The sequence below is a fragment of the Clostridium cochlearium genome (assembly GCF_900187165.1).
Taxonomy (GTDB): Bacteria; Bacillota; Clostridia; order Clostridiales; family Clostridiaceae; genus Clostridium_G; species Clostridium_G cochlearium.
In genome coordinates this window covers 1,058,935-1,073,433 of sequence record NZ_LT906477.1, presented here as the reverse complement: position 1 = coordinate 1,073,433, position 14,499 = coordinate 1,058,935, and the positions used below count along the sequence as shown (strand labels likewise).

Annotated in this window: 14 protein-coding genes; 1 reads left to right on the top strand and 13 read right to left on the bottom strand. The window is 27.4% G+C overall.

Features of this window, described 5'->3' with window-relative positions; translation table 11 throughout:
• Positions 1-15: 15 nt before the first annotated feature.
• The 12 genes from CKV72_RS05200 to CKV72_RS05145 all read right to left on the bottom strand — a co-directional run bounded on the left by CKV72_RS05200 (position 16) and on the right by CKV72_RS05145 (position 13,087).
• Positions 16-1,170: a 1-deoxy-D-xylulose-5-phosphate reductoisomerase gene (locus tag CKV72_RS05200; protein ID WP_089864188.1), complete on the bottom strand. Its 1,155-nt coding sequence runs from the start codon at positions 1,168-1,170 to the stop codon at positions 16-18.
• Positions 1,171-1,195: 25 nt separating this feature from the next.
• A complete protein-coding gene (locus CKV72_RS05195) occupies positions 1,196-2,191 on the bottom strand; it encodes an AI-2E family transporter (protein ID WP_096635714.1) in 996 nt (331 codons plus the stop codon).
• Positions 2,192-2,269: 78 nt separating this feature from the next.
• Complete coding sequence (locus CKV72_RS05190) at positions 2,270-3,067, bottom strand: phosphatidate cytidylyltransferase (protein ID WP_089864183.1); 798 nt, start codon at positions 3,065-3,067, stop codon at positions 2,270-2,272.
• A 49-nt stretch (positions 3,068-3,116) separates the two neighbouring features.
• Positions 3,117-3,884 (bottom strand): isoprenyl transferase, encoded by a 768-nt coding sequence (locus CKV72_RS05185; RefSeq protein ID WP_089864180.1) that lies wholly within the window; start codon positions 3,882-3,884, stop codon positions 3,117-3,119.
• Positions 3,885-3,945: 61 nt separating this feature from the next.
• Complete coding sequence (gene frr / locus CKV72_RS05180; RefSeq protein WP_089864177.1) at positions 3,946-4,497, bottom strand: ribosome recycling factor; 552 nt, start codon at positions 4,495-4,497, stop codon at positions 3,946-3,948.
• A gap of 15 nt (positions 4,498-4,512) precedes the next feature.
• Positions 4,513-5,226, bottom strand: coding sequence for a UMP kinase (pyrH, locus tag CKV72_RS05175; RefSeq protein WP_095177679.1), 714 nt, complete (start codon positions 5,224-5,226; stop codon positions 4,513-4,515).
• A 148-nt stretch (positions 5,227-5,374) separates the two neighbouring features.
• The gene (gene tsf, locus CKV72_RS05170; RefSeq protein ID WP_095177678.1) at positions 5,375-6,289 is read right to left on the bottom strand and encodes a translation elongation factor Ts; all 915 of its coding nucleotides are present in this window, start codon (positions 6,287-6,289) and stop codon (positions 5,375-5,377) included.
• Positions 6,290-6,370: 81 nt separating this feature from the next.
• Entirely contained in the window at positions 6,371-7,072 is a 702-nt protein-coding gene (gene rpsB / locus CKV72_RS05165; RefSeq protein WP_095177677.1) for a 30S ribosomal protein S2, read from the bottom strand.
• A gap of 213 nt (positions 7,073-7,285) precedes the next feature.
• Complete coding sequence (gene codY, locus CKV72_RS05160) at positions 7,286-8,062, bottom strand: GTP-sensing pleiotropic transcriptional regulator CodY (protein ID WP_095177676.1); 777 nt, start codon at positions 8,060-8,062, stop codon at positions 7,286-7,288.
• A 277-nt stretch (positions 8,063-8,339) separates the two neighbouring features.
• The gene (gene topA, locus CKV72_RS05155) at positions 8,340-10,427 is read right to left on the bottom strand and encodes a type I DNA topoisomerase (protein ID WP_095177675.1); all 2,088 of its coding nucleotides are present in this window, start codon (positions 10,425-10,427) and stop codon (positions 8,340-8,342) included.
• Between the two features lie 55 nt (positions 10,428-10,482).
• On the bottom strand, positions 10,483-11,568 hold the full coding sequence (dprA, locus tag CKV72_RS05150) for a DNA-processing protein DprA (RefSeq protein ID WP_095177674.1): 1,086 nt from the start codon (positions 11,566-11,568) through the stop codon (positions 10,483-10,485).
• Between the two features lie 13 nt (positions 11,569-11,581).
• A complete protein-coding gene (locus CKV72_RS05145) occupies positions 11,582-13,087 on the bottom strand; it encodes a YifB family Mg chelatase-like AAA ATPase (RefSeq protein ID WP_147269565.1) in 1,506 nt (501 codons plus the stop codon).
• A gap of 216 nt (positions 13,088-13,303) precedes the next feature.
• Between CKV72_RS05145 and CKV72_RS05140 the strand changes: the two genes are divergently transcribed.
• Entirely contained in the window at positions 13,304-13,672 is a 369-nt protein-coding gene (locus CKV72_RS05140) for a YraN family protein (RefSeq protein WP_095177672.1), read from the top strand.
• Positions 13,673-13,691: 19 nt separating this feature from the next.
• Here CKV72_RS05140 and CKV72_RS05135 read toward each other — a convergent pair whose 3' ends face one another.
• The gene (locus CKV72_RS05135; protein WP_169712384.1) at positions 13,692-14,471 is read right to left on the bottom strand and encodes a ribonuclease HII; all 780 of its coding nucleotides are present in this window, start codon (positions 14,469-14,471) and stop codon (positions 13,692-13,694) included.
• Positions 14,472-14,499: the final 28 nt, after the last annotated feature.

Below are 14,499 nucleotides of genomic sequence, written 5' to 3'. Positions count from 1 at the left end.
TTGCCTACTTAAATTTTACTTATATTTTTCTTTTATATACTTACCAATAACTTTATCCATATGTATAATTTTTTCTACATTTTGTTCTTCTTTTATATAAAACTTATCCATGCATTCTTCTATAATATTGGCTATTTGTAAAAAATCTATTTTTTTATTTAAAAATAATTCTACAGCATATTCATTAGCACTATTTAAAATAGCAGGCATCATACCTCCAATTTTTCCAGCCCTATATGCTAAGTATAAGCATCTAAAGGTATTTAAGTCCGGTTTATAAAAAGATAGATTTCCAATTTCAAATAAGTTAAGTTTTTTAATTACCCTATTTTTTCTTGTGGGATAGTTAAAAGCATATTGTATTGGAAGTTTCATATCTGGAGATGCTAATTGAGCAATTATGCTTCCATCTTTATACTCTACCATAGAATGAATTATACTCTCCGGATGTACTACAACTTCTATATCTTTATAATCTACATCAAATAAAAAATGGGCTTCTATTACTTCTAAACCTTTGTTCATTAATGTAGCCGAATCTATAGTTATTTTTCTTCCCATACTCCAATTGGGATGTTTCAAAGCCTGCTCTACGGTTACATTTTCTAATTCTTTCCTTTTTCTTCCTCTAAAAGGACCTCCTGAGGCTGTTAGATGTATTTTATCAATATCCTCTTTTCTATTTCCTAAAAGGCATTGAAATATTGCCCCATGTTCTGAATCCACTGGAAGTATGTTTACTTTATTTTCAAATGCTTCTTTTTTAATTATTTCCCCTGCTACTACAAGTGTTTCTTTATTGGCAAGAGCTATATGTTTTTTATTTCTTATAGCTTTTAGTGTAGGCTCTAATCCTATCATTCCGACTACAGAAGTAAGTACAATATCTACTTCATTTAAACTTGCTATAGAATTCATACCTTCTATACCGTATAAAACCTCTGTATTTCTATTATTTTCCTGGCAAAATTCTTTTACTTTTAAAAACGCATCTTTATCCGTCATAGAAACATATTTAGGTTGAAATTCTTTTATTATGTTTATGATTTTTTCCCAGCTTTTATTAGCAGAAACTGCATATAAATTAAGGGAGTCTTTTTCTTGTTTTATAACTTGTAAAGCTTGAGTACCTATTGACCCTGTTGCTCCTAAAATACATATATTTTTCAAGTGGTCTCTCTCCTTTATAATGTGCTCACATGTACTCTACACATTCCTCTAAATATATACTCTTACATATTATCACATACAATGGTGCTATTATTATACCTAATATTCCAAAAGTCTTAAATCCTATATAAAAAGAACTTATAATAATTATAGGATGAACTTTTAAAGTAGTACTTACAAACCTAGTCTCCATTATATTCCTACTTATTATAAGCAATATATAAAGACATAGCAAACCAAAAGCTATAATATAATTTTTTATTAAAATATTATATAGTATTAATGGCAAAAATACTATTATAGTCCCTACATAAGGAAATAAATCTAAAAAGCCACAAAAGACTCCAAGTTCTATAGCATTTTCAATATTTAATGCCATAAATCCAAATATTGTTTGCAATGTAGTTATTAATACAAGCATTAACTCTAATTTTATAATATTTTTAATATCTTTATACCTATTAAAAATAAATCTTAATAGATCTTTAGGTATAATATCTTTAATATTGTTTAATATAACATATTTATCTACTAAAATAAAGTAAGCTATAATATTGCCTATAAAATAATTTATTATACTTTCTGTTGTATATATAGCCCCTCTCTTTAATAGATTGCTTTTAATAATAGCAGAATTATAATACTCTTCTATTTTAACACCTATTAGATTAGAATTTAAATTTAAATTTATTAAAATTTCTTCAATAAATGAATAGGATCTTTGGAATCCTAAAATTATTGAATCCTTTAATTTGTATATAAAATTTCCCATATATATAAATAGAATAATTATAATAAAATTTATAATTATAATACTTAGTAACCCATTTAGTTTATTATTTATTTTACTTATTTTAAATATTAAATTATATATAGGTGTCGATATATATACAACAAAAAATACAACAAAAAATGGTTTAAAATATCTTTTTAAGAACATAGTTAAAAATATTATTGTAATTAATAAAACTATACAATAAAATAACTTTTTAAATTTACAATGTAATTCTTTATATCTCAATTTATTCCTCATATTTAATATTGCTATATCCTATTTATATTATAAAAAGCACTTAAAAATTCTAAGTGCTTTTATAAACTATATTCTTATTATAAATGTTAAGTAATAAAATACTGTTACAGATGAAAATAATATACTATCAAATCTATCTAATATGCCACCATGTCCTGGAATTAAATGGCTATAATCTTTTACATCTACATATCTTTTTATAGAAGAAGCTACTAAATCCCCTAATTGAGACAATATACCACTTATAGCTCCTATTAATATAAAATGTATTATACCTATATCTACCCCATTAGATATAGCAAATGTACCAAGTGAGGTACATCCTACAATGCTTCCTAATAGTCCTCCAATAGATCCCTCTACAGTTTTTTTAGGACTTATTTTAGGACAAAGTTTATTTTTACCAAAGTATTTTCCTGCATAATATGCAAAAGTATCACATAACCAAGATGACAAAAATATTAACCATACAAGATAGTTGCCATAAGTTTTATTACTCACAAGAACTATAAAACTAAAAAATATAGGAATATATATGAATCCTAATAAAGTTACCGCTCCACTTATAAAACTATATTTTTCATTAAATATAGGTATTAGCATTAAAATAAGCATTGATAATATTAATATGAAAAAAAATAATTCCGCATTAATTTTATTATTTAACATAAATAAATAATAAAATATACACAATGCATATCCTATAAAAGATACAGGATGTACCTTTTGTTCTACAGCCTTATAGAATTCATACATTCCTCTAAGAGATATTAAAAATATTAATGCTTTTAAATATTTTCCTCCTAAAAATAAGAATATAAGAAGAGGAGATAATATTAATGCCCCTAGATATCTACTATTCATTACATCACTCCATTATTAGTTATTTACTAAAAAATTGTTTTGCAATTTTTTAAACCCCTCCAAATCTTCTATTTCTATTCTGATAATCTTTTATGGCTTTATGTAAATGTTCCTTTTTAAAATCTGGCCATTTTATGTTGGAATACCAAAATTCTGAGTAAGCACATTGCCATAAAAGAAAATTACTTATTCTCTGTTCTCCACTAGGTCTTATAATTAAATCAGGGTCTGGCATGTCCCTAGTATATAAATAGTTTTCTAATATATTTTCATTTACATTTTCTATATTAAATTGTTTTTTTTCTATGTCTTTATACATTAATTTTATAGCCCTAATAATTTCATCTCTTCCGCCATAATTAAGAGCTAAATTTAATACAAGTCCTTTATTATCCTTAGTTTTATTATATGCTTTTACAAGTTCATCTTCACAAACTTTAGGTAATTTAGATATATCTCCTATAGTATTTATAACTACATTATTTTCATGTAATTCATCTACTTCTTTTCTTAGATAATTTACTAATAACTCCATAAGAGCATTAACTTCTTCTTTAGGTCGTTTCCAATTTTCTGTAGAAAAAGCATATAGTGTAAGATATTTAACACCTATATTGTTGCACTCCTTAACTATATCTCTTATAGTTTCTACTCCTGCTTTATGTCCGAAGCTACGAGGTAGATTTCTTTCTTTTGCCCATCTGCCGTTTCCATCCATTATAATAGCTATATGTTTTGGTATATTAGTTAAATCCAGTTTTATTTCATTGTTTTTTTTATCATTTTGTTCATTTTTATTTTTAAATACATTCCACATTTAAATCTCCGTCCCTAAAACTTATTAATAAAACCTGCTGTAAGGCAGGCTTTACTCTTTATTAAATAGACATAATTTCTTTTTCTTTTACTTCTACTATCTCATCTACTTTTTTCACATAATTATCTGTTATTTTTTGTATTTCTTCTTCTGCTTTTTTAATGTCATCCTCTGACATATCAGACTTTAATTCTTTTATGCTATCGTTACCTTCTCTTCTAACAGCTCTTATAGCTATTTTAGTATCTTCTCCATATTTCTTTACAGTTTTAACTATATTTTTTCTTGTCTCTTCTGTAAGTTCAGGTATAATTAATCTAATAACAGTTCCATCATTATTAGGATTTAATCCTAAATCTGACATTAATATAGCTTTTTCAATTGCTTTAAGTGAAGATTTGTCCCAAGGTTGTATTTGAAGTATTCTTGCTTCTGGAACAGATATATTAGCAAGTTGGTTTAGAGGGGTCATAGTCCCATAATATTCTGCTTCTATTTTGTCTAACATAGCAGGATTAGCTCTTCCAGCCTTTAATGAAGCTAAATCTTTTTGTAAAACTACTAAAGCTTTACTCATTTTGTCTTCAGCTGTTTTCATTATTTCTTTTAACATAAAAAACTCCTCCCTTTATTCCTTACATACTATAGTTCCTATTTTTTCTCCAGAAATAGCCCTTTTTATATTACCTGGAGCATCTAGGGCAAAAACTAATATAGGTATATCATTATCCATACATAGAGATGTAGCTGTAGAGTCCATAACTTGAAGTCCTTGATCTAAAACATCTATGTATGTTAAATTTTCAAATTTTTGTGCTTCTTTATATTTATGAGGATCCTTATCATATACCCCGTCTACTTTTTTAGCTAGTAATATTATATCTGCTTCTATTTCTGCTGCTCTTAGTGCTGCTGTAGTATCTGTAGAAAAGTATGGATTGCCTGTACCTGCTGCAAATATAACAACTCTTCCTTTTTCTAAATGTCTCATAGCTCTTCTTCTTATAAATGGCTCAGCAACTTCTTTCATTTCAATAGCTGTTTGAACTCTTGTATTAACTCCTAATTGTTCTAATGAATCTTGTAAAGCTAAAGCATTTATACAAGTAGCAAGCATTCCCATGTAATCTGCAGTGGTTCTATCCATATCTTCACCATTTCTACCTCTCCAGATATTACCGCCACCTACTACTGCGCCAATTTCTACTCCCATATCCACTAATTCTTTTATTTCTTTGGATATTCTTTTAACCACTTCAAAGTCTAATCCATATCCATTTTCGCCTGCTAAGGCTTCTCCAGATAATTTTAACATAATTCTTTTATATTTTATATTACTCATATTATATTATACCTCCAAATTGTTAAAAATTACAATGTAATTTTTAATTTAGAACTTTTCTTTTAAAAAAGCATTTTATTTATAGATGTAATAATTTATGTTTTTCAATTTTCTCAAAAAAAGAGAACACTCAGTGTTCTCTCTTTAATTATTGCATTTGTTTCTTAACTTCTTCTGCGAAATCTTCTTCTTTCTTTTCTATACCTTCACCTTTTTCAAATCTAACAAAATCAGCAACTTTTATATCTGCTCCAATTTCTTTAGATTTTTCTTTAACGTATTTTTCTATAGTATAATCTGAATTTCTAACCCAAACTTGTTCTACTAAGCAATTTTCTTTGTAATATTTGTTGATTCTTCCTTCTACCATTTTTTCAACAATTTTTTCAGGTTTTCCTTCATTTAAGGCTTGAACTCTGTAAATTTCTCTTTCTTTTTCTAAAGTTTCCTCATCTACAAATGTTCTATCTAAGAAAGGAGGATTAACTGCAGCTACCTGCATAGCTACATCCTTTGCAACTTCGTTTAATACTTCACTTTCTTTTTCACATTCTAATTTTACTAATACACCTATTTTTCCATCTCCATGGATATAACTTTCAATTATTCCATTTTCAACGGATAATTTTTTAAATCTTCTTACAGACATATTTTCTCCAAGTTTTGCAACTAATGCAGTAACTGCATCCTTAATTGTGCCTTCTTCGCTTCCTATGTATTTTTCATCCACAAAAGTTTCAACATCTGTAGCCTTTGTATTTACAGCTTGTTTTGCAATGTTTGTAACAAGCGCTTTAAATTCTTCATTTGCTGCTACGAAATCTGTTTCACAATTTACTTCTACTATTGAAGCACTTTTTTGATCTTCAGAAATATAAGTTTCTACAATACCTTCTGCTGCAATTCTTCCTGATTTTTTAGCAGCAGCAGCTAATCCTTTTTCTCTTAATACTTCTATGGCCTTTTCAGTATCTCCATTAGTTTCTGTTAAAGCTTTTTTACAATCCATCATACCTGCACCGGTTATTTCTCTAAGTTCTTTTACCATTTTAGCAGTTATCATAATTATGACCTCCTGTGTTATTAATCTTTTTTAAAAGGTAAATGAATTAATATCATCTACCTTTTTAAAATAGCTATCAAATTACTCAGCTAGTTGTTCTCCTTGTCTTCCTTCTATTACTGCATCTGCTATTTTTGAAGTAATTAATTTTACCGCTCTTATAGCATCATCATTACCTGGAATTACATAATCTACTTCATCAGGATCACAGTTTGTATCTACTATAGCAACTACTGGTATACCTAATATTTTTGCTTCTGATATAGCATTCTTTTCTTTTCTTGGATCTACAACAAACATAGCTCCTATATTATTAGCATCTAAGCTCTTAATTCCACCTAAATTCTTTTCTAGTTTTTCTTCTTCTAATTTTAACTTTATAACTTCTTTTTTAGGAAGCACTTCAAATGTTCCATCTTGTTCCATTTGTTCAAGTTCTTCTAAAGTTCTTATTCTTCCTTTAATAGTTGTAAAGTTTGTTAACATTCCACCTAACCATCTATTGTTAACAAAGTGCATATCACATCTTACTGCTTCTTCTTGGATAGCTTCTTGAGCTTGTTTTTTAGTACCAACAAATATAACGTCTTTTCCTTCTGCTGCAATTTCTCTTATGAAGTTGTATGCTTCTTCTATTTTCTTTACAGTTTTTTGTAGGTCTATTATGTATATACCATTTCTTTCTGTAAAGATATATGGAGCCATTTTAGGATTCCATCTTCTTGTTTGATGTCCAAAGTGAACACCTGCTTCTAATAATTGTTTCATTGATATAACTGACATGTTATTTTACCTCCTTGGTTTTGCCTCCATAACCTTCATATATATAAACTACTTTTTTTTAAAAGCACCATTTATAAAATTAGGTTATGTGTGTATTTTTACTACCTACAGTAGTATATCATATGCTTTAAATGTATTCAATAATTTTTTTGGAAAAATATTATTCATAAATCCTACATATTAAAAAGGGATACTTTTGAAAGTATCCACAAATTACTTTATTTTCTTCAATTCTTCTAAAAGTCTATCATTTAATATCTTTATATGTGTTCCCTTCATACCTAAAGATCTAGATTCTATTACACCAGCACTTTCAAACTTTCTTAATGCATTTACTATTACTGATCTAGTTATTCCCACTTTATCTGCTATTTTTGAAGCAACTAGTAAACCTTCTTCTCCATCTAACTCATTAAAAATATGTTCTACTGCTTCTAATTCGGAGTATGAAAGAGTTCCTATTGCTAATTGAACTACTGCTTTTTTTCTTGCTTCTTCTTCTATTTCATCTTGTTTAGATCTTAGTATTTCTAATCCTATTATAGTAGCACTATATTCAGAAATAACTAAATCATCATCAGTAAAAGGCACATCAAATCTCGCCAATAATAGTGTACCTAATCTTTCTCTATTTCCGTTAATAGGTACGATAGTGGTAAGTTTATTTTTCACACCACACTCTTCCCCTAATTCAAAAACACATTCTCCTTGATTTTCTAAATTGGATTTAGTTCCATGAACATTTAATAATTTGTTATTATAATGATCTGGGAATCTCTTTTCTGGTACAACTTTGTCCTTTACTATTTCACATTCGAATCCTGTAGAAAGATCATATCCTAATATTTTTCCCTTCTTACTTATTATATAAACATTACAAGATAAAACTTCACTTAAAAGCTTACATATATCGTCAAATACCACAGGCTCCGCTCCAGATTTTTGTAATATTTTGTTTAGTTTTCTTGTCTTCTCTAATAATGATGACATTTGTAATTCCTCCTCTATTTCTCTATTGTTACTAGGGCAATTTATCTTCTCAAATTTACTAATATCTACGTGTAATTACTACATGATAACCACATTTTATCAAGGATTAAACGTGTTGAACAGATATCACCATACACTTAAGACTTTTTGATTTTTCCTAATTTTTAGAATTATTCCCCTTTTACTAATATTTATAATATCACATAAATTTTGAAATTTCAACATTTCTACTGTATTTTTAAACTTTTTTTAATATTATTAATTTTTTTACTTGTTACTATTCGTCTTGTTTTTTTTCTTGCATAATTTTGTGTTTACATTCCTTATTTGAACACTCAATATAATCTCCTTTGGATTTAGTATATCTTTTTACCATATAACTACCACAAACATCACATTTATTCTCTACTGGTTCAAACCAACTTATAAAATCACATTCTGGATAATTACTACATCCATAAAATTTTCTTCCCTTTTTACTCTTTTTTAGTACTATTTCTCCATTGCATTTAGGACATTTTACATCTAATTGATGTACTATAGGTTTAGTATTTTTACATTCTGGATATCCAGGGCAAGCTAAAAAGTCACCATATCTTCCATGTTTAACCACCATGTTCTTACCACACTTTTCACACTTTACATCTGTAACTTTTTCTTCTAATACAACTTTTTCAACTTCTTTTTCCGCAGTCTCTATAAGTTCTTTTAATGGACTAAAAAATTCATCTACTACACTTTTCCATTCTGAACTTCCTTCTTCAATACTGTCCAATTTATTTTCCATTTCTGCTGTAAATTCAGCATCTACTACTGGTTTAAAATATTCCGTCATAATATTATTCACTATCACTCCTAATTCTGTGGAGCGTAAAGTCCTATTTTCTCTTTCTATATAGGTTCTTTCTAATAAAGTAGATATAATTGGGGCATAAGTACTTGGTCTTCCTATCCCATTATCTTCTAAAACCTTAACTAAAGATGCCTCCGAAAATCTTCCTGGTGGTTGTGTAAAATGCTGTTTTCCATCTATAGATTTCTCTTTAAGAACTTCTCCTTTCTCTAATTTAGGAATATTTATATTTTCCTTTTCATCTTCACTTAAATATTCATAAATTATCATAAAACCGTCAAATTTAACAATTGATCCTGTAGCTCTAAATATGTATCCGCTATTTTCTACATCTACAGAATTAACTTCCATTACACAAGCTGCCATTTGACTTGCCATAAATCTATTCCAAATTAAAGAATATAGTTTATATTGATCTGAATTTAAATTTTCCAAAGCAATTTTAGGTGTTATTCCTATATTTGTAGGCCTTATAGCTTCATGGGCATCTTGGATATTTTTTTTACCTTTATAATTTCTAGGATTTTCTGGTATATACTCTTTTCCATATGCATTTTCTAAAAATTGTCTAGCCTTATCCTGTGCCTCTTTAGATATTCTAACAGAATCTGTTCTCATATAAGTTATAAGACCTATAGTTCCATATCCCTTTATATCAATTCCTTCATAAAGTTGTTGCGCAATGGACATAGTTTTCTTTGTTGAAAAATTTAATTTCCTATAGGCATCTTGTTGTAAAGTACTTGTTATAAATGGTGGTAATGGATTTTTATTTTTGGTTGTCTTTTTGATCTTATGAACAATAAATTTACCTTTTTTAAGTTCCTTAATTATATTATCGCTTTCTTCTTTTGTATTTATTTCAATTTTTTTATTATTCTTTGATATTAATTTAACTAAAAAATCCTTTTTATCTTTATTTAGTTTACATTCAATACTCCAATATTCTTTAGGAATAAATTCTTCTATTTCTTTCTCTCTATCGCATATCATCTTTAATGCAACGGATTGAACTCTACCTGCACTTAGACCCCATCTTACTTTTTTCCATAGGATAGGACTTATTTTATATCCAACAAGTCTATCCAATACCCTTCTAGCTTGCTGAGCATTTACTAAATCTATATCAATTTCTCTAGGTTCTTTTATAGCATTTTTTACTGCAGTTTTAGTTATTTCATTAAATACTATTCTACATTTCTTATCCTCTTCTAATTTTAATGCTTTAGATAAATGCCAAGAAATAGCTTCCCCTTCTCTATCAGGGTCTGTAGCCAGATAAACCTTATCACATTTTTTAGCCTGTTTTTTTATTTTGGTTAAAAGTTCACCTTTTCCTCTAATGGTTATATATTTAGGTTCATAATTATTATCTATATCAACTCCCAATTGACTTTTGGGAAGATCTCTTATATGTCCCATGGATGCTTCAACATGATAAGTTTTATCTAAATATTTTCCAATGGTTTTTGCTTTTGCTGGCGATTCCACAATGATAAGTTTTTGTCCCATATACATCTCTGATATTTATATTACCAGAGTTTCACCCCCTAAGTTTTCTTTTATTTTAAATACTATTTGAAATTCTAACATAATAATTGCCAGAAAGGCAAGTTATATGATTTTTAAATTGCAATTCAAATAATACCTCATATAACCTCTTTATGTCAACTTTAGTTACTCTTACTATATCATCTATATGAATTGGAGTATCTTCTATTACACTGTAAATTTTATTTTCTATTTTATTCAAATTATTTTTTTGTACCTGAAATTTTTCCCTATAATTCATATTTAGTAAATTATAAATATCCTCCATAGTTGTAAAAGGATATGCTCCATCTTTAATTAATTTATTTGTTCCTATGCTTTTTTTAGAAAATATAGAACCTGGTACTGCCATAACATCTTTACCTTGTTCTAAAGCACAGGAAGCAGTTATCAAAGATCCACTTTTTTCTGATGCCTCTATTACAATTACAATATCACTTAATCCACTTATTATTCTATTTCTTAAAGGGAAATTATAGGGATAAGGTTTTGTGCCTGGAGGGAATTCTGATATAATACCGCCTTCTTCTAATAATTTATAATAGATGCTTTTATTCACATAAGGGTATATAACGTCTATTCCAGATCCTAATACAGCACAAGTATAACCTTTTGCCTCTAAACAATATCTATGGGCAAAAGCATCTATTCCTTTAGCCATTCCGCTTATTATATTTATATTATTTTCTGCCATTTCTCTAGAGATAATGCTAGTTACATTTTCGCCATAATAACTGTAATCCCTAGACCCAACTATAGCTAAATTTTTATTTAAATTTATTTTTTCTATATTTCCTCTATAGTATAATATGGAAGGAGAATCCTCAAAAGGTTTCAAATTCTCAGGATAATTTTCACTATAATAATTTATTATTCCTATATTTTTTGATAATAATATATTTTTAATTTCTTTAATTTTATTTTCATCCCAATATTTTTTTAAAGTATAGCTTAATTTCATTGTATTTTTATCATCAGTTTTTTCTAATCTATTATTACAAAATTTTTCCCAAATACTTTTAGTACTTTTAAATTTTTTTAATAAATTTAATTTGTCTTTATTAGAACATCTAACCATTGAATACCATATATCAAACTCCATATATATCCTCCCTTTATACTATATTTTCTAAAAATCTTCTATATTGAAGAGATTCAATTAAATCCTCTTGTATTATATTTTCCCGCTCATCTAAATCTGCAATAGTTCTAGATACTTTTAAAATTCTAGAATAAACTCTGGTACTAAAATTAAACTTTTTGTAAACTCTTTCCATAAATTTAACAGAATCTTTATCTAATCTACAATATTTCATAATATTATTTATATCCATTTCCCCATTAGTTAAAATATTTTCTTTTCTAAATCTCTTTCTTTGAATTTCTCTTGCATTATTTATTCTCTGTCTTATAGTTTTTGAGTTTTCTCCTCTTTGCCCTTCTTTTATTTTGTTATATTCTATTTTTGATACAGAAGTATATATGTCTATTCTATCCAAAAAAGCTCTAGATAGTTTATTTATATATCTCTCTTTTTCATGAACAGTGCATACACATATATCTTTAGAACAGGGACAAGGATTTAATGAAGCAATTAACATAAAATTGCATGGATATTCTACAGTTCCAGTACTTCTTGTTATTTTTATTCTTCTATTTTCTATAGGTTGCCTTAAAGATTCTAATGTATTTTTGTTAAACTCCAATATTTCATCTAAGAATAAAACACCATTATGAGCTAGGGATATTTCACCTGGAAGTAAATTTCTTCCACCACCTATTAATGCAATTTTCGTAGCTGTATTATGTATTTCTCTAAAAGGTCTTTCATTTATAAATCCTTGTTCTTCATCTAAACATCCAGCTACACTATATATTTTTGTACACTCTAAAGATTCTTCATAGGTTATTTCCGGTAATATGGTAGTGACTCTTTGGGCAAGCATTGTTTTACCTGTGCCTGGAGGTCCGTATAAAATCACATTATGATTTCCAGCTGCTGCAACTTCTATAGCTCTTTTAGCACTTTCCTGACCTATTACATCAATTAAATCTATTGTTTTATCTTTTTTAGCATATTTTTTAAAATTGGTCCTATAAGGAAATACATCTTTAAACTGGAGAAAATTAATAACTTCTTTTAAATTATTGAATGGATATATATTAGCTTTACCTATCATGGAACATTCATCTTTATTTTCAATTGGTATAATATAATTGTTAATTTCATTTTTTATACAAGATACAACTATAGGCAAAGCTCCTTTTACCTTTTTTAATTCTCCTACTAAAGATAATTCACCTAAAAATACATATTCTTTAATATCTTCTACCTTTATTTGTTTCGTAGCACATAATATGCCTATTGCTATGGGCAAATCAAAAAGAGCTCCTTCTTTTTTTATATCTGCTGGGGATAGATTAACAGTAATACGCCCTAAAGGAAATTCAAAGCCTGAGTTTATTATGGCACTTCTAACCCTATCCTTTGACTCTTTAATAGAAGTATCGGCCATACCTACTATATTAAAATGTGGAAGTCCTCTATTAATATCAACTTCTACATTAATAGGTATACCTTCAATTCCTGTAAACGTTGCTGTTTTTATTTTCACTACCATACTCTCTCTCACCTCCTTATAATTGTTGACAAAAAAATTTTTTTTATAATAAAAAAGAAGTCTTTTTAAACTTCTTTTTAAAATATATTTATTTAATTTTTACAATAGGTATTTTATTGAAATTATAGTATAATATAATAAAAATGTGGAACACTTTTATTAATAAATAACTAACAGTGAACTAAGGCAATTGTTTTAAAGGAAAGGGGAATATTTATGAGTTCCTATAATAAAGAAATAGGAAATATTGGGGAATCCATGGCTGAAAAATTTTTAATAAAAAATGGATATATTATTCTCGATAAAAACTTTTCATGTAAATTAGGAGAAATCGATATAATAGGGAAAGATGGTAATATTATAAGCTTTGTAGAAGTAAAATCCCGGTTCGGAAATTTATATGGTTCTCCTGGAGAATCCGTTAACTTGTCAAAACAATATAAAATATATAAAACTGCCCAGCTATACATTCTTAAAAAAAAGCTCAATAAATTCTACTTTAGATTTGATGTAATTGAAATTATTTTTAATCACTACAATGATAACTATTCTATAAAATTAATTAAAGATGCCTTTCAAGTTTAAAATTTTTAGATTTTATATATTAAATATAATTAGATAAAAAACTTATTCTATGAATAGAACAGGGTCCATATTTTTTTAATGCATTTGTATGCTCTGCTGTACCATAACCAGAATTTCTCTCAAAACCATAATAAGGATATATCTTAGAATATTCCTGCATTTTTTTGTCTCTATACACTTTTGCTATAATAGATGCAGCAGCAATGCTTGCACTTTTAGCATCTCCTTTTATTATGTACTCATTTTTTATATTTATATTTTTTATACCAAATCCATCAGATATCACAATTTCAGGAATTTTTTTTAACCCCAGTGTAGACTTTCTTAAAACTTCATTATTACACCAAGCAATCCCTCTTGTGTCTATCATATTATTATCTAATTCAAATATATTATAATATAGCGCCTTATCCTTTATTATATTTGATAGATTTTCCCTTTCTTTAGATGTAAGTTTTTTAGAGTCCTTTAAGTCGTAAAGTAAATCATTATCATCTTTATAATCTAAATCTAAAATTACAGCTGCTGCAACAATTGGTCCTGCTAAAGGTCCTCTTCCTACTTCATCTACTCCTGCAATTTGAGTATTGCTTCCAAAGCTCTTATCAAAATCATACATTTTTTTTACTCTTATTATTTCATTTTCCCTTTTACATATAAATTTATTAATACTCTGCCTTAAATTTTGTACTGTTTTTCTTTTATCTCTCATTAAAATGTCATTTATATATCCTAAATATGCTATATTTTGGACTTTCTTCATTCTGTCTACAATGTCTTTTATATCTTTAAAAGGCATCTGATTAAAGTCCATTCTGTAAATTTCT